15 protein-coding genes and 1 riboswitch are annotated in these 15184 nt (G+C 58.5%); of the genes, 7 read left to right on the top strand and 8 right to left on the bottom strand.

Annotated elements, in window-relative coordinates; all coding sequences use genetic code 11:
- Nucleotides 1–332: 332 nt before the first annotated feature.
- Entirely contained in the window at nt 333–545 is a 213-nt protein-coding gene (gene cspA, locus NIM72_RS11335) for an RNA chaperone/antiterminator CspA (RefSeq protein WP_161734054.1), read from the top strand.
- 193 nt (nt 546–738) lie between these two features.
- Here the strand turns inward: cspA and NIM72_RS11330 are convergent, their stop codons facing one another.
- Nucleotides 739–924, bottom strand: a complete 186-nt coding sequence (locus NIM72_RS11330) for a hypothetical protein (protein WP_253420406.1) — start codon at nt 922–924, stop codon at nt 739–741.
- 168 nt (nt 925–1092) lie between these two features.
- Between NIM72_RS11330 and NIM72_RS11325 the strand changes: the two genes are divergently transcribed.
- Both NIM72_RS11325 and NIM72_RS11320 read left to right on the top strand, forming a co-directional pair.
- A complete protein-coding gene (locus tag NIM72_RS11325; protein ID WP_161734056.1) occupies nt 1093–2004 on the top strand; it encodes an alpha/beta fold hydrolase in 912 nt (303 codons plus the stop codon).
- Nucleotides 1997–3388, top strand: a complete 1392-nt coding sequence (locus NIM72_RS11320) for a hypothetical protein (RefSeq protein WP_222924859.1) — start codon at nt 1997–1999, stop codon at nt 3386–3388. Before NIM72_RS11325 ends, NIM72_RS11320 begins: the two co-directional genes overlap by 8 nt.
- A 16-nt stretch (nt 3389–3404) precedes the next feature.
- Here NIM72_RS11320 and NIM72_RS11315 read toward each other — a convergent pair whose 3' ends face one another.
- Together NIM72_RS11315 and NIM72_RS11310 are read right to left on the bottom strand one after the other, a co-directional pair.
- Nucleotides 3405–4757: an MFS transporter gene (locus NIM72_RS11315; RefSeq protein WP_222924860.1), complete on the bottom strand. Its 1353-nt coding sequence runs from the start codon at nt 4755–4757 to the stop codon at nt 3405–3407.
- Nucleotides 4758–4927: 170 nt separating this feature from the next.
- Nucleotides 4928–5830 carry a GntR family transcriptional regulator gene (locus NIM72_RS11310; RefSeq protein WP_253420392.1) on the bottom strand — a complete coding sequence of 301 codons (903 nt, stop codon included), beginning with the start codon at nt 5828–5830 and terminating at the stop codon, nt 4928–4930.
- 137 nt (nt 5831–5967) lie between these two features.
- Between NIM72_RS11310 and NIM72_RS11305 the strand changes: the two genes are divergently transcribed.
- Nucleotides 5968–6996, top strand: a complete 1029-nt coding sequence (locus NIM72_RS11305) for a zinc-binding alcohol dehydrogenase family protein (protein ID WP_161734064.1) — start codon at nt 5968–5970, stop codon at nt 6994–6996.
- 6 nt (nt 6997–7002) lie between these two features.
- On the opposite strand, the gene NIM72_RS11300 is transcribed toward NIM72_RS11305, so the two are convergent.
- Nucleotides 7003–7923 carry a nucleoside hydrolase gene (locus NIM72_RS11300; RefSeq protein ID WP_222924863.1) on the bottom strand — a complete coding sequence of 307 codons (921 nt, stop codon included), beginning with the start codon at nt 7921–7923 and terminating at the stop codon, nt 7003–7005.
- A 117-nt stretch (nt 7924–8040) separates the two neighbouring features.
- Nucleotides 8041–8116, top strand: a riboswitch (Fluoride riboswitch).
- A gap of 87 nt (nt 8117–8203) precedes the next feature.
- On the opposite strand from NIM72_RS11300, the gene crcB reads away from it, so the two are divergent.
- Nucleotides 8204–8581 carry a fluoride efflux transporter CrcB gene (gene crcB, locus NIM72_RS11295; protein WP_150011351.1) on the top strand — a complete coding sequence of 126 codons (378 nt, stop codon included), beginning with the start codon at nt 8204–8206 and terminating at the stop codon, nt 8579–8581.
- A gap of 121 nt (nt 8582–8702) precedes the next feature.
- A complete protein-coding gene (locus NIM72_RS11290) occupies nt 8703–9518 on the top strand; it encodes a sugar phosphate isomerase/epimerase (RefSeq protein ID WP_161734068.1) in 816 nt (271 codons plus the stop codon).
- Here NIM72_RS11290 and NIM72_RS11285 read toward each other — a convergent pair.
- The 3 genes from NIM72_RS11285 to NIM72_RS11275 all read right to left on the bottom strand — a co-directional run bounded on the left by NIM72_RS11285 (nt 9515) and on the right by NIM72_RS11275 (nt 12071).
- Complete coding sequence (locus tag NIM72_RS11285; RefSeq protein WP_253422081.1) at nt 9515–10120, bottom strand: alpha/beta hydrolase; 606 nt, start codon at nt 10118–10120, stop codon at nt 9515–9517. The two genes, NIM72_RS11290 and NIM72_RS11285, sit on opposite strands and share 4 nt — an antisense overlap.
- A gap of 11 nt (nt 10121–10131) precedes the next feature.
- A complete protein-coding gene (locus NIM72_RS11280; RefSeq protein ID WP_161734070.1) occupies nt 10132–11073 on the bottom strand; it encodes a glutathione S-transferase family protein in 942 nt (313 codons plus the stop codon).
- A 98-nt stretch (nt 11074–11171) separates the two neighbouring features.
- Nucleotides 11172–12071 (bottom strand): LysR family transcriptional regulator, encoded by a 900-nt coding sequence (locus NIM72_RS11275; RefSeq protein WP_161734072.1) that lies wholly within the window; start codon nt 12069–12071, stop codon nt 11172–11174.
- A 141-nt stretch (nt 12072–12212) separates the two neighbouring features.
- Here NIM72_RS11275 and NIM72_RS11270 point away from each other — a divergent pair, with 141 nt between their 5' ends.
- Nucleotides 12213–13337: a GNAT family N-acetyltransferase gene (locus tag NIM72_RS11270; RefSeq protein ID WP_253420388.1), complete on the top strand. Its 1125-nt coding sequence runs from the start codon at nt 12213–12215 to the stop codon at nt 13335–13337.
- Here NIM72_RS11270 and NIM72_RS11265 read toward each other — a convergent pair.
- Nucleotides 13334–15166: an ABC transporter ATP-binding protein gene (locus NIM72_RS11265; protein WP_161734076.1), complete on the bottom strand. Its 1833-nt coding sequence runs from the start codon at nt 15164–15166 to the stop codon at nt 13334–13336. The two genes, NIM72_RS11270 and NIM72_RS11265, sit on opposite strands and share 4 nt — an antisense overlap.
- Between the last annotated feature and the right edge of the window lie 18 nt (nt 15167–15184).

The raw sequence follows: 15184 nt of genomic DNA, 5'->3' as shown, positions 1-15184 counted from the left end.
TATGACAGGATTTGCCTGCTCCTCTTCGCACACAGCGGGGCCTGAAGCACTTCCTGAGTAGTCAAAATATAACGGCCATTCAGCCATCTGAGCGTTTAAATGGTTAAAATAAATAAACTTATACATTGCTTAATTATTATCGCTATGTCTTAATGCGTCATCGGTTTGGAACACAGACCTTATGAAAGCAGTTTTAGTAAAGTAGTCCTCAGTTCAAGTGTTATCCACAGATATCCTTCTTCGAGAGCCTCCTCCTAAGTGCCCAATAAGTAAATCTCTAACTACAGGCCATCTTCGCCGCTCTTAGTGGCTAATCGATTAAGGAAATATCTATGTCTGACAAAATGACTGGTTTAGTAAAATGGTTTAATTCAGATAAAGGTTTTGGCTTTATCACTCCCGATGATGGCAGCAAAGATGTATTCGTGCATTTCTCTGCTATCCAGGGTGATAACTACAAAACGCTTGATGAAGGTCAGAAAGTCTCCTTCACCATTGAAAATGGCGCCAAAGGCCCTGCAGCCGGCAACGTCACAGCGCAGTAAGCCGCGCTCATTATCAGCGACGCTTACAATAGCGATGAAGACATAAGTCTGAGCAGATAAGCTCTGCTGATAATAAAATAAACCCGCTCAGTGCGGGTTTTTTATTGCCTGAAATTCGTATTATCTTTCGCATTAATTCTGGTCTGCTGACCTGCTACGTATTTATTCGTCCACCTCGATGTTAATCCTCTCTTCATAAGCCCTGCCCGTTATGAAATGTCAGGTTAAACCATCGGGCAAAAGCCATCACGCGCCTTTTGAAATAAGCGATGTTCCACTGAGGCGTATTACTGATTGCCAGCAAGTAATCCATTTCTTTTGCTAACGCTGGATATCGGGCATCGAATGTAAAGCGATACTCCTCGGGTGTTTCAGTCATTGCCTTCCCGCTTACACCAGACAGATCTCCCGCCAGAGTTCATCACCCGCAATGCCAGCTTCTTCTTATGCGAAACCCCATACTTATTTCACACCATCACGCGGATAACCCGCCTGCTGCCCGATCCCGTCCTACACTGAATTATTCTCCCCAAATCAGGAGCAGCGGATGATCCAGAAGCATCAACGAAAACAGGCAGCGATTGTGGCAGGCGTGGGATTAGGTGTGGCGGCTACGCTTTGGGGTATGAAACGCTGGCAGCAGCTGAAGCAGACACCGCCAGTGTCGCCGCGCAGTCATCACGCCGGGCTGGCGGGTTATTTTCAGCAGGTAGGCGACTGGCGTATGTTTACCCGCGTCACGCCCAATGAAGATAGGGGACTGCCGGTGGTACTGGTTCACGGTCTGGTAATGTCGGGCCGGGCGATGGAACCGCTGGCGCTGGCGCTGGGCCGCGACTATCACGTGCTGGTGCCGGATCTGCCCGGTTTTGGGGCCAGTGCGCTGCCTGCTTCTGCGCCGATCATGTCCGTGGATGAGCAGGCTGAGGCGCTCTGGCTCTGGCTACAGCACAACGGGTTTCAGCGTGCTATCTGGGTCGGGAACTCGTTTGGGTGTCAGATTCTGGCGGCACTGGCGGTGAAATACCCGCAGGCAGTGGCGGGGCTGGTGTTGCAGGGGCCGACGGTCGATCGTCATGCCCGCAGCCTGCCGCGTCAGTTGTGGCGCAGCTGGTGTAATGGCCGACTGGAGTCGCGTCGTCCGCCGGGGCCGCTGGCCCGTATCGATTACGCTAAAGCGGGGCTATGGCGCGCCTTTGGCACGATGCGCGCCATGATGCGCGATCGCATCGAACATCGTCTGACTTACATCACTGCGCCGACGCTGCTGCTGCGCGGCTCGCGCGATCCCATCTGTCGGGCGCGCTGGCTGGATGAGCTTGCTGCCCTGATGCCACACAGCGAACGCCTGACGCTGCGCGACGGCACCCATACGCTGCACTACGTCTATCCGTGGAGTTTCTGCAACGCCATTCGCCCCTTCCTGGCGCGTATTCAGCAGGAGAATCAGCATGAATAAACCGCCCAAGGGCATCGCCCGTTTTGACTCGGCAGCTGCCATGCTGCTGGCGCTGGCCAATGCGCTCCACGATCGACCCTTTGCCAGCCCGAGCCAGTCTCCGACGCTCGACCGGCTGCTACCCTCACTGAACCGTCTGCCGACCGGGCTGCGCGAGTGGGGCTATGCGCTGGGCGGCATGGCAGAGGGCATCAGCCTGCGTCAGGCGGGCGAGCTGGATGTGGAAGGCATCGCAGAATGGATGGTCAGCGAGTACCCGCAGCAGGACTATCCGGCGGCGTTTATTGGCTCGTCGAACGGTGCGCTGGTGCACCTGGCATCGGCGATGGGCGTGCCCTGGCTGCCGCAGACCTTTCTCTGTCCGGTGCGGGCGACTAACAGCGATCCCGATGATGCGATGGCGAGCTTTGAGCAGGGCAAAGAGATAGCCGCAGCCCTGCTGGCCGCCTGGCCGAGGCTGGCGGTGCACCATATGCATGACCCGAATCAGGATCGCCTGATGCTCGACCAGATGCGCTATTTCCGGCTGAAACTGCGCGAATTGCCGCTGGCTTTTAATGAGTTTCTGATGGGGAGCCTGCCCGCGGGTTCAACGCTGTTTATCAACCACTGCACCCGCCAGTGGCCGGTGACTCGCACCAGTGATCGCTCGTTTTTCCAGTTTGGCGCACTTGGTGGCGCAACCGAAAAAGAGTATTTACAGGGTGGCCCGCGGGTAGCGGAATATCTGGCGAGTTACGGCATTGATCGTGAGCGCTGGACGCCGCCTGACATCACCGACCACGTACCGGAAGCGGAGTGGGGCCTGGATGGTTATCTGATTTCCCCGCTGAAAAAACTGGCGGCGGCGCAGAACTGGAAACTGATGGAGATTCGTTACGAAGACCCGGAAGCGATGAGTTATGTGGTGGCGGAGATTTATCGCGACTGGTATCTGGCAGCGGGCATTTTACCGACCCGGCTGACGGTGGACAGCTTCCTGTTAATGGATCCCTGGTGTACCCAGCAGCAGCAGGCAATACCGTTCTGGCTGGTATTCTGCACCGAACCGTCCGCGGCAGCGCTGCAGCGCTTCCTGGAAAAACAGCCGCCGTTCCGCAACATTGACATGATGCTCTTTTCTCACGGCACCGACAGTATCGGGCTGGCGGAGATTGATCGCTGGCGGGCGCTGCTCTCTTATGCGCGTGATGAGGGGGTATTGATCGGGGTGGATGAAGCGCGTTTCCCGCGTGACTTTGCGACGTTTGCCCGCTTCGACTCGGCACTGCGTGAACGGGCACCGCTGTTGCCACCGCCACCTCCTCTGAGTACAGAGAAGGTGATGACGGGCATTAAACGTTACGGTGCGAAATATGGCGTCACCCTGACGGCGCTGACGTAGCCGCCGTCAGTTGTGATTATTCGCCGTCGGTAATTGGCTGGCGCACCAGCAGCAGGTAGGCGAGTGCGCCAACCAGCGTCACACAGGCGCAAATCATCAGCGCCAGGCTGAACGATTTGGTGGTGTCGAGCACCCAGCCGGTGATGACGGGCGCGAACGAGGCGAAGATAAAGCTGGCGAAGTTCTGGATGCTGCCGACCGAGGCGGTCATGCGGGCGGTGACGTTGGCGTGGATAAGCCCCCAGCACGACGTTCCCGCAAAGTGGATGCAGAACAGCGCCATCCCGATCAGCGTCACAGCGCTGGTCGTGTCGGTCGCGCGGGTCACCACCGCGGTAAACCCGGCGGACAGCAGCATCCCGCTGACGATGCAGACTTTGCGGGTTTTTACCGCGTTAAAGCCGCGACGCACCAGTGAATCAACCACGTAGCCATTCAGCAGCATGCCCGCCGCACCAAACAGGAACGGAATCGCCGCCAGCAGGCCGGTACTTTTCAGGTCGAGATGATAGGTCGACTGCAGGTAGCCCGGCAGCCAGGCGATGTAGAGCCACGCAGTGTAGTTGATGCCGCTGAAGCCAATCATCATGCCCCACATGGTGCGCTGCTTAAACAGGCCGCGCCACTCTCTGAAGCTGATTGGCTCTTTGCGCGAGGCGACGCTGCCCGCCTGCAGATAGTGGATCTCTTCGGCGCTCAGGGTGTTGTTATCGCGGTCGCGATAAATCATATACCAGCCGATCGCGAGGAACATGCCGAGGATACCGATGGTGACAAACATGCCACGCCAGCCCATCACCAGCATCATCGCCGCCAGAATCGGCGGGGCCACTGACAGCCCAATCATCGACGCCGCATTGAACATCCCCATCGGCATGCCGCGATCTTTAATGTTGAACCAGTCGTTGATCACTTTTACGCCGCACGGGTTCATCGGCGCTTCGCCAATGCCGAGGCCGATGCGCACCAGTACAAACTGGGTGAAGTTATGCACCAGACCAGAAGCCGCCTGGAACAGCGACCAGATGAACATGCCGATACCGAGCATAATGCGCGGGCCTTTACGATCCAGCAGCGCACCGCACGGCAGCTGCGCCAGACCATACGCCAGTGAAAATGCAGAGAGCAGGAGGCCGATTTCGGTGGCGCTCAGCCCCATCTCCTCGCGTATGGTCATATTCGCTACCGACAGCGAGCTGCGATCCAGATAGTTGATGATGGCGGCGAACAGCAGCAGCAGCATCGCCGTGATCTGCACCTTACGGATGCGCGGTGAACGCACCACATCGCTGCGCATCGGCACAAAGTCCTGGCCTGGTGGCGTGTCGCCGGTCACGCTGTCGCGGCCGGTTACTGAAGTCTTTTCCATTGCACTCTCCCGAAACTGGGTACTTATCGTTATGGTGAGAAGGGGTCTGCGCGCAGCGGCAAAAGGCCGCCGTGACGTTGCAGTCGAGACTAAGAGCAAAGGGTTAAGGATGTTGCAAAGATGTTTCTGAAGCGTGCGGGAGATAATGCTTTGTGGTTTTTAATCGGTTTTTAATTGTACTGACTGATTGAGCGCACCATTGAGGTTTTGGCGGTCGCCAGATGGTTATGCAAGGCACAGAGCGCATCGATATCCTGACGGCCAATCAGCGCGGTGAGAATCGCCATATGCTCCTCCAGCGCCACAATATTTCGCTGCTTGAGATCGCTCTCATCCCACTGATAATGCGAGTGAAAGATCACCGAGATAATCTCCAGCGACTGATTGAAAAACGGGTTGTTAGCGGCGGATAAAATCAGCGAATGCATCTGGCGGTCCAGCGCAGCAAAATGACGATAGTTGCTGGCAATGGTGTCGCGCATTGATCGGTGACGATCCAGCAGATCCCGCGCCTGCACCCAGCGTTCATCGCTGGCGGGCAGATTAAGGAAGCGGCTCAGGGCGTGGGTTTCCAGCATCTCGCGCAGTTCAAACAGCTTCTCGGCGTAATCCTGCGTGAACTTCTTCATCCGCCACTGACCGCGTTTCACCGGCTCCAGCAGGTCATAGCGCATAAAGCGCAGCAGAAACTCGCGTACCACTACCGGACTGACCTTCACATGCTGCGCCAGTTGCAGCTCGCTGAAGGTGTCGCCCGGCACCAGCTGCCGCTGATTAATCATATTAAAAAACACCTGCTCGAAGTGGCTGGCCTGCTGCTCAATCGGCGGCGTTAATGCGCTAAAGCCGTCATCATCGCGAGGTTCGCGTACGATAACGTAAGTCTGATCGACTTTATCCAGCACGCCGCACTGGTGCAGATAGTGCAGGGTATGGCGCACCGTGGTGCGGCTGATGTTGAACATCTCCGCCAGCGCGGCCTGTGGCGGCAATGGTGAACAGATATGACGCTGAGCAATGCTCTCCAGCATCTGGTTGATCACATTCTGACGCAAATTCTGGCTGCGACTCATCTCACTCTCCGGTTTTTTATGTATTAAAAACCATTCAAAGCCCAAAAAAATCGCCGTACTTCACACTTCCCGCAAACGAACGCCGCGCCGCAAGCAGGATTCGCCATAACTGCCAGCAGGACAACCGGAGAATCACCATGACAACAATGAAAGCACTGGTCATCGCTGAACCACGTAAGATGGTTTGGGCCACTCGCGACACCCCAACGCCTGCCGCTGGCGAGGCGCTGATAAAAATACTGACTGCCGGGATCTGCGGCACTGACATTCACGCCTGGTCCGGCAATCAGCCGTTCTTCAGTTATCCACGGGTGCTGGGCCATGAAATCTGTGCTGAAGTAATGGCGCTGGGCAGTGGCGCGGAAGGCTTTCAGCCCGGCCAGCGGGTGGCGCTCATGCCCTACATCTCCTGCCTGCAGTGCGACGCCTGCCAGAGCGGCAAGACCAACTGCTGTGAGCAGATCTCAGTCATTGGTGTGCATCAGGATGGCGGTTTCTGTGACTACCTGAGCGTGCCGGTCAGCACCCTGCTGGCGGTGGATGAGGTGGCACCGGAAGCGGCCGCGCTAATTGAGCCGTTTGCCATCAGTGCCCATGCGGTGCGGCGTGCCGGTATTGTGGCGGATGAGCAGGTGCTGGTGGTGGGCGCCGGACCGATTGGGCTGGGTGTCGCCGCCATTGCCGCCGCCAGCGGCGCGCAGGTGGTGGTGGCGGATACCAGCGAATTCCGTCGCCAGCATGTTGCGGACCAGCTCGGGCTGGCGACACTGAATCCGGCTGATGAGGCCTTCGATAGTGCGTTGCGCGAGCAGTTTGGTAGCCGTCTGGCGCTGAAAGTGATCGACGCCACCGGCAGCCCGGCGGCGATGAACAATGCGGTCAACCTGATGCGGCACGGCGGCACGATTGTCTATGTCGGTCTGCACAAAGGCGATCTGGTCATCCCGGACAGTGAATTCCATAAAAAAGAGGCCACGCTGATGGGCAGCCGCAACGCCACCCGCGAAGATTTTGATCGGGTGCGTGCGTTAATGGCCAGCGGCCAGCTGCGCGCCGACATGATGCTGAATCACCATCTGGCTTTCTCCACGCTGGATGAAACCTTTGAGGCGCAGGTCATCAACAACCGCGAACTGATCAAAGGCGTCATTCACTTCGATCGGTAACCGGATTCAGGGCGCGGTGAGGGTCTCAAAGAAGTGCGCCCGCACCGCGTCGGCATCCACGCCGAGCGCAATACGCTGGGCGGGCAGACCGGCAAACGGATCGGCTCGTGATGCGAGCGCGCTCAGTTTACGCACCGTCTGACCGCAGGCGATGCCCTCAGTGATCACCCGCAGCGGGCTTTCAGTGAGCGTAAAGGCCTGTGGCAGCGTCAGCCACGCCACCGCCAGAGTGTCGTGCAGCGCCATACCCTCGAATCCCTCTTTCTCCAGACTGTAAGCCAGGTAAGGGCGACAGATAGCGCTCAGCACCGGCTGATTCAGACGCTGCACCTCATCGCCGCTGATCAGCACTTTGTGCGTGACATCCAGCGGGATCACCACCACGTTCAGCGCAGAGGCGAGTACCTGATCGGCGGCGTGCGGATCTTTCCAGATATTGAATTCACTGAAGGGCGTCACGTTGCCGCTGTGGCCGTCGGTGCCAAACGCACCGCCCATAATCACCAGCTCTTTCACCAGCGGAATAATATCCGGTGCCTGATTAATGGCCGTGGCGATATTGGTCAGTGGGCCAATCGCCACCAGGGTGATCTGATGCGGCTGCGCCCGCACGCTGTCGATAATAAACTGCACCGCGCCCGGTGCCTGATCGCTAAAAGCATTATCAAACGCATCGCCCAGCCCATCTTCACCGTGCAGCCTGGCGGGCGCAGAGGCGGCCAGCGCCAGCGGCCGTGAACAGCCGCGATAGACCGCCGCGCTGATCGCCATTTTGTCGCAGAATAGACGGGCATTTTTCACCGCCTGACCCACCGCCACGTTGCCAGATACGGTGGTAATCCCCAGTAAATGCTGCGTCCGCGCCGCATAAGCCAGCGCAAAGGCGTCATCCACGCCGATATCAGTATCAAAAATCAGGGTACGCATAGGCTCTCCGCAACAGGCTGTAAACCTTCAGCATTACCCCGGCAATAGCAACATCGTCAAGTGATTCAGCCGCCCTGCGCGCACTATTGCCAGCCTGAAACGGGCGTCGTATTATCACCGGCTCAAGGTGATGGCGTGCCACCTTTCCCAACCGCCGGTGGGCTTAACACCGGCTGATGACGCCTGACACTCAATCCTTTCGCGGGAGCTGAGGTGTCAGGCGCAGTTTATCTCTGCCTCTCTCCCCAGCCCCGCATTACTCTGTAACCAGGAGCAAGACATGTTTAAACCGTTACTGGCTGTGATGATCGGCGGCTCTGCCGGCTGCGTACTGCGCTGGCTGTTCGCGATGCGTTTTAATGCACTCTTTCCCAACCTGCCGCCCGGCACGCTGCTGGTGAATCTGATCGGCGGTCTGGTAATCGGCGGGGCGATGGCCTGGTTTGTTCGCCATCCCGACATTGACCCGATCTGGAAACTGCTGATCGTCACCGGACTCTGCGGCGGGCTGACGACCTTCTCCTCTTTCACCGCGGAGTTAATGGGGTTGCTACAATCAGGGAAGTATTTCTGGGCGATGGCCAGCGCGCTGGTGCATGTGATTGGCTCGCTGCTGATGGCGTTTGCCGGTTTCGCACTGGTCACGCTGCTGGGCTGACCCGGTGCGCGTCATACCGCTTAAGGGATACTGATTTCGGGCGTGTGCGCCGTGGATTGGATAATGCGCGGCGCTGACGCTGAACCTCACCGATTATTCCGGACGATTAAGGAGCCGAGCAATGCGAACCAACCCCACATTCCTTAACCTGGTGTTGTTAAACGGTGAACCCGGCCAGAAGCTGCAGGCGGCGCGTGACGCCGGTTTCGATCAGGTGGAGATCTGGCGCGAGGATGTCGACGCATATGAAGGCGGTGCGGCAGCACTGGCTGAAATCAGTGCACGACAGGGACCTGGCTTTACCAATCTGCAGGTGCTGCGTGATTTCACCGGCGCACCCAGTGCGTTGCGATCTCAGAAGCGCGAAGAGCTGCGTCAGTTTATACAGATTGCCCAGGCGCTGGGCTGTGACACCCTCCAGGCACCGGCCAGCACCCGTGAGGATTGCTGTGCCGATCAGATTGATGATGACCTGCGCTGGATGGCCTCGGAAGCTGCGCGCTACAACATGCGCATTATGTATGAGCCGATGGCCTGGTGCAGCGTAGATAACACGCTGCCGCTGGCGTGGCAGCGATTGCAGCGACTCGATCAGCCCAATATCGGGCTGGTGATCGATCTGTTCCACATCTGCGCGCTGGGCGGTGACGCCTCCCATCTGGACGGCATTCCTGCCGATCGCATCTATGAAGTACAGCTGTGTGATATGGCCGCCGTTCCCGCACAGGATAAGCAGAGCCTGATGGCGATGGCAAAGCATCAGCGTCTGCTGCCCGGCGATGGCATTATCGATGTTGAACGCTTTGTCGATAAGCTCAAAAGCGCGGGCTATCAGGGGCCGGTGGGAATCGAAGTCTTTAATGATGCGCTGAAACGCCTGCCGCCCGACGTGGCTGCCCGCCATGCCTGGCAGGCGTTAACGCGCTGCTGGGGTTAATCCTGTAAGCACTGCCCAATAAACGCGGCGGCGTGCATGGCACCCTGAGCGGAAATGGTGTGGCCGGTGGCGGGTTCAAAGCGCGCGTCGACCGGCACTGCCGCGGCTCGCAGCCGGGCCGCCGCAGATTCGCTCTCCTGCCATGGGATGACTTCATCGGCCTGACCGTGGATCAGCAACGCGGGCACATGAGCCTGCGGGGTTAGTTCACCGTCAACCGCCAGACGACCAGAAAAGGCGACCACGCCCGCCAGCGGATAACGGCCAGACGCCAGCGCATCCAGCGCCATGATCGACCCCTGAGAGAAGCCCACCAGCACCACATCCTGCCAGCGGTCGGCAAAGTCGTGCTGCGCGACGATGTCGCTGAGGGTCGTATCAAACGCGGCCCGTGCCGCCCGAACCCGACCAGGCCGGTTCTCTGGCGTCACGTCTGCCAGGCTGAACCACTGCCAGCCAAAACCGGCGGGAAAACGTTCAGGCGCATTGGGCGAGGCAAAAACCACATCCGGCAACAGCGTCGCCCAGTGACGGCCAATCGGTGCCAGATCGTCGCCGTTACTGCCCACGCCATGCAGAAAAATCACCAGTGCTTTTGCCATCATTGCTCCTTTTATAAACCGTATTCACTTAGATCAGGCCCGGCCGGAACGATGCCATTCGGGTTCAGCGCCTTGATCGAGTAGTAACCCTGTTTGATATGGTCAATGTTGACCGTTTCACGTATGCCAGAGACCGACAACATGCTCTTAAGATAGCGATTCAGCAGCGTATAGTCGCGGATCCGGCGCAGGTTGCATTTGAACAGGCCATGGTAGGCGACGTCAAAGCGAATCAGGGTCACAAACAGCCGGATGTCGGTTTCCGTCAGCCGTTCACCCAGCAGGAAAGTACGACCATCGCTGAGCAGCGCCTCCAGTTCATCGAGCTGGCTGAAAATGTCATTAAACGCCTGCTGATAGCTGACGGAGGTGGTGGCGAAACCCGCGCGATAAACACCGTTATTCAGACGCGGATAGAGGCTCTCATTCAGCGCATCAATCTCCGCACGCAGCGCGGCGGGATAAAGGTCGATGCGGTTATCGGCCAGATCGCCGAAGCCGCTGTTAAACATACGCACAATATCAGCAGACTCGTTGCTGACGATGGTGGCGGTTTTTTTGTCCCACAACACCGGCACGGTGGCCCGGCCTGTGTAGTCGGGCGCGACGCGGGTATAGATTTCATGCAGATACTGCGCGTTATTCAGCGGGTCCTGCTGTGCGCCGGGTAAATTGCCAAAGCGCCAGCCCTGAGCACCGAGCTGCGGTTCAACCACCGTCACGCTAATCAGCGACTCCAGCCCTTTGAGCTTGCGGGCAATTAACGCGCGCGACGCCCACGGACAGATCAGCGCCACATAGAGGTGGTAGCGATCGGGTTCGGCGGCGAATGCCGTGGAGCCATCGCTGCTGATAAAGCCCCGGAAACCCGACGTCTGACGGACAAACCCGCCCTGTTTATCGGTAGCCTGCACCGGATGCCAGTCACTACTCCATTTACCTTCTACTAACATTGCGCGACTCCTCTCTGTTTTGAGAAGCAGCTTAACTGATGACTAAACAGGTGATAATCCGGTTGTAAAGACAATCATTTCTTCCATTATGGACGGAATCAGGCGGGCGGGAAGCGGGTAAAGTGAGTGACCAGGAAGTCGATGAGCAGGCGCGCGCGATGCGCCAGATGACGGGCGGGCGGATAAACCGCAAACAGGCCCAGCGGCGGCGTGTCGAAGTTATCCAGCAGCCGGACAACATCGCCCTGTTGCAGCGCGGGAGCGGCGATGAAACCGGGCAGACGCGCAATACCTAATCCGGCGACGGCCGCCTGCAGACAGGCTTCGGTGTTGGCAAAGCGCAGACGGCCACGGACCGGCACGGTGACGATCTCACCATCATCGCCGGCAAACGGCCAGTGCCAGGGATCGCGGAAATTGGTGTCGATAATGCACTGGTGCTGCGCCATTTCCCGCCAGTGCTGTGGCGTACCGAACTGCTCAAGATAGATCGGTGACGCAGCAATGCGAACATGCACTTCGCCCAGCTTACGCGCGACCAGACTGCTGTCGCTGAGGTTACCGATGCGGATCGCCATATCAAATCCCTCATCGACGATGTTAACGGCCCGGTCTGAAAAACTGACATCCAGTTCAATCAGCGGATAGCGCCGGGCAAACGCCACCAGTACCTGAGAGAGCACCGCCGTGCCAAAGGAGCCCGGCGCGCTGATTTTCAGCCGGCCGGTAGGGGTGGTGGCGCTTTCCCGCACGCTGGCATCCAGCGTCTCAAATGCATCGAGCAGGTTTTTAACCCGCTCGTAATAGCTGCGGCCAACGTCGGTGGGCGAGAGGGCGCGCGTACTGCGCTTAAACAGCTGGACGCCGAGCTGATGCTCCAGCTTTGAAACCAGTTTAGAAGCCTGACTGCTGCTGGTACCGAGGCGCAACGCCGCTGCCGAAAAGCTGCCGGTTTCCAGCACCGTGACAAACATCCGGTCACAATCGAGTCGATCCATGGCGAAGTCCTGAAAGGGTAAAGTCGCAGTATAGAAGCTGCGGCCAGGCGTTGCAGCCTTCACATTGCGTGCCTTAACCCTTTCGCTGGCGGGGAAAACCTGCTTGACTGACGCTCTGCCCGACGTTCTCTGGAGTAATTCATGTCGCTGATTCACCTGACGTCACTGGCGGCGATCCCGGCCGCCGAGTGGGATGCGCTGTTGCCTGATGACCAGCCGTTTTTGCGCCACGCTTTTCTGCTCACTTTAGAAGAGAGTGGCAGCGTGCGGTTTGAGGCGGGCTGGCAGCCTGATCACATGCTGTGGCGGGAAAAGGGCGTGACCCGCGCCGCGCTGCCGGGCTACCAGAAATATCATTCACAGGGCGAGTATGTCTTTGATCACGCCTGGGCGGATGCCAGCCAGCGCGCCGGGATCCGCTATTACCCGAAATGGCTGGGGGCGATTCCCTTCAGCCCGGTCAGCGGCGCGCGCCTGCTGGGTGACACATCCGCTGCGACGCAGCTGCTGTCGGCCCTGCCGGAGAGCCTGTTGCAGCACGGCTTAAGCGGTGCACACATCAACTTTACCGATGCGCAGGCTAACCAGCTGCTGGCCGATCAGCCCGACTGGCTCTCCCGGCTCGGCTGTCAGTATCACTGGCATAACTGTGGCTACCGCGATTTTCAGGATTTCCTGGATACGCTGATGTCGCGCAAGCGCAAACAGCTGCGTAAAGAGCGTGAGCAGGTGGCGCAAAGCGGCTTTGAGTTTGACCGCTACCTGGGCTACCAGCTGCGCGAAGATCAGTGGGATTTTGTCTATACCTGTTACGCCAACACCTACGCGGTGCGCGGCCAGCGGCCCTACCTGACGCGCAACTTCTTCAGCCTGCTGGCGGAGCGGATGCCGCAGAATATTGTGGTGGTGATCGCCCGCTTACAGCAGCAACCGGCGGCGATAGCCTTTTATCTGCGTGACAGCAACACGCTCTATGGCCGCTACTGGGGTTGTCTGGCGGAGTTTGACCGGCTGCACTTCGAAACCTGTTTCTATCAGGGGATGGATTTAGCGATTGATGAAGGGCTGACGCGGTTTGATGCAGGCGCGCAGGGCGAGCACAAGCTGGTGCGCGGCTTTGAGCCGCAGATTACCCACTCCTGGCACTATCTGCTGCATCCCGGCCTGCGCGATGCTGTGGCAGATTTTCTGGTGCAGGAGCGGGAAGGTGTGCGCGGCTGGGCGGAAGAAGCACGCGACGCCTTACCCTATCGACGCGGCGATTAATCGACGCCGACAAAACCCCCGGTCTGATGCTGCCAGAGCCGGGCATAGAGACCGTTTTGCGCCAGCAGCTCGTGATGGCTGCCCATCTCGGCAATGCCGCCTTTATCCAGCACCACCAGCCGATCCATCTTCGCGATGGTCGACAGGCGGTGCGCGATAGCGATAACGGTTTTACCCTGCATCAGTGACTCCAGGCTCTCCTGAATTGCCGCTTCCACTTCAGAGTCGAGCGCCGAGGTGGCCTCATCCATGATCAGAATCGGCGCATCCTTCAGCAGCACGCGGGCTATCGCCACACGCTGACGCTGACCGCCCGACAGTTTCACGCCGCGCTCGCCCACATGCGCGTCCAGCCCGGTGCGGCCCAGTGAGTCAGAGAGCAGCGGGATAAACTCATCGGCGCGGGCGCGGTGAATCGCAAGCTGCAGCTCCTCTTCGCTGGCGTCGGGACGACCATAGAGCAGGTTTTCACGGATTGAGCGGTGCAGCAGCGAGGTGTCCTGGGTGATCATGCCAATCTGGCTGCGCAGGCTCTCCTGCGTCACGGCGGCGATATCCTGATCGTCGATCACAATCCGCCCCGCGTTCAGGTCATAGAGGCGCAGCAGCAGGTTCACCAGCGTCGATTTACCGGCGCCCGAGGGACCAATCAGCCCAATCTTCTCGCCAGGTTTGATGTCGAGGTTAAAGCCGTTAATCACCTGACGGCCACCGCCATAATCGAAGCGCACATCCTCAAAACGGATGTTGCCGCGCGTCACCTTAAGCTGCTTCGCCTGCGGCGCATCCTGCACGCTCAGCGGCTGCGCGATGGTTTTCAGGCCATCCTGTACCGTACCAATATTTTCGAAGATGCCGTTGACCACCCACATGATCCAGCCGGACATATTCACCAGGCGGATGACCAGACCTGTCGCCAGCGCAATCGCCCCGACGCTAATCAGCGACTGGCTCCATAACCACAGCGCCAGCCCGGAGGTCGAGACAATCAGCAGGCCATTCAGCGCCGACAGGGTCAGATCCATGCTGGTGACCATGCGGCCGGCGTTCTGGGTTTTTTCGGTCTGCTCCTGAATCGCCTCACGCGCATACTGCCGTTCCAGATCGCTGTGGGCGAACAGCTTGATGGTGGCGATGTTGGTGTAGCCGTCAACAATGGTGCCCATCAGCTTTGAGCGTGCTTCCGAGGAGACCACCGAACGTGCTTTGACGCGCGGCACAAAGAAACGCAGCGAGGCGCTGTAGGCCACCATCCAGATAATCAGCGGGATCATCAGCCGCCAGTCGGCACCGGCAAACAGCACCAGCGAGGTTACCGCGTAGATCAGTACGTGCCAGATGGCATCCACCAACTGCACCGCGGAATCGCGCAGAGAACTGCCGGTCAGCATAATGCGCTGGGCGATGCGACCCGCGAAATCGTTCTGGAAGAAATTGAGGCTCTGGCGCAGCACGTAGTTGTGATTCTGCCAGCGGATCATGCTGGTCATGCTCGGGCTGATGCTCTGATGCACCAGCATGTCGTGCAGGGCGATAAAAATCGGCCGCAGGATCAGCGCCACCGCCACCATCCACAGCAGTATCGGCCAGTTATCCCGAAACAGGCTTGCGGGCGTGGAGTGATTGACCATGTCGATAATGCGGCTCAGATAGCTGAACAGCGACACTTCAATCAGGGCTGACGCCAGTCCCACTACCAGCAGTGCCGCGAAACTCGGCCAGACCTGCCGCAGATAATAGAGGTAAAACGACCAGACCGTTGAGGGGGGCGAGTCGGTGGGCGCGTCATGAAATATATTGATAAAACGCTCAAAACGGCGATACAACATAGCGATACTCTTTCCGTC

Origin of the sequence: Pantoea sp. B550 (assembly GCF_024158165.1) — a bacterium.
Lineage (GTDB): Bacteria > Pseudomonadota > Gammaproteobacteria > Enterobacterales > Enterobacteriaceae > Pantoea > Pantoea alfalfae.
Note: the sequence above shows the minus strand (reverse complement) of the source record. Positions and strands in the feature narration are given on the sequence as shown.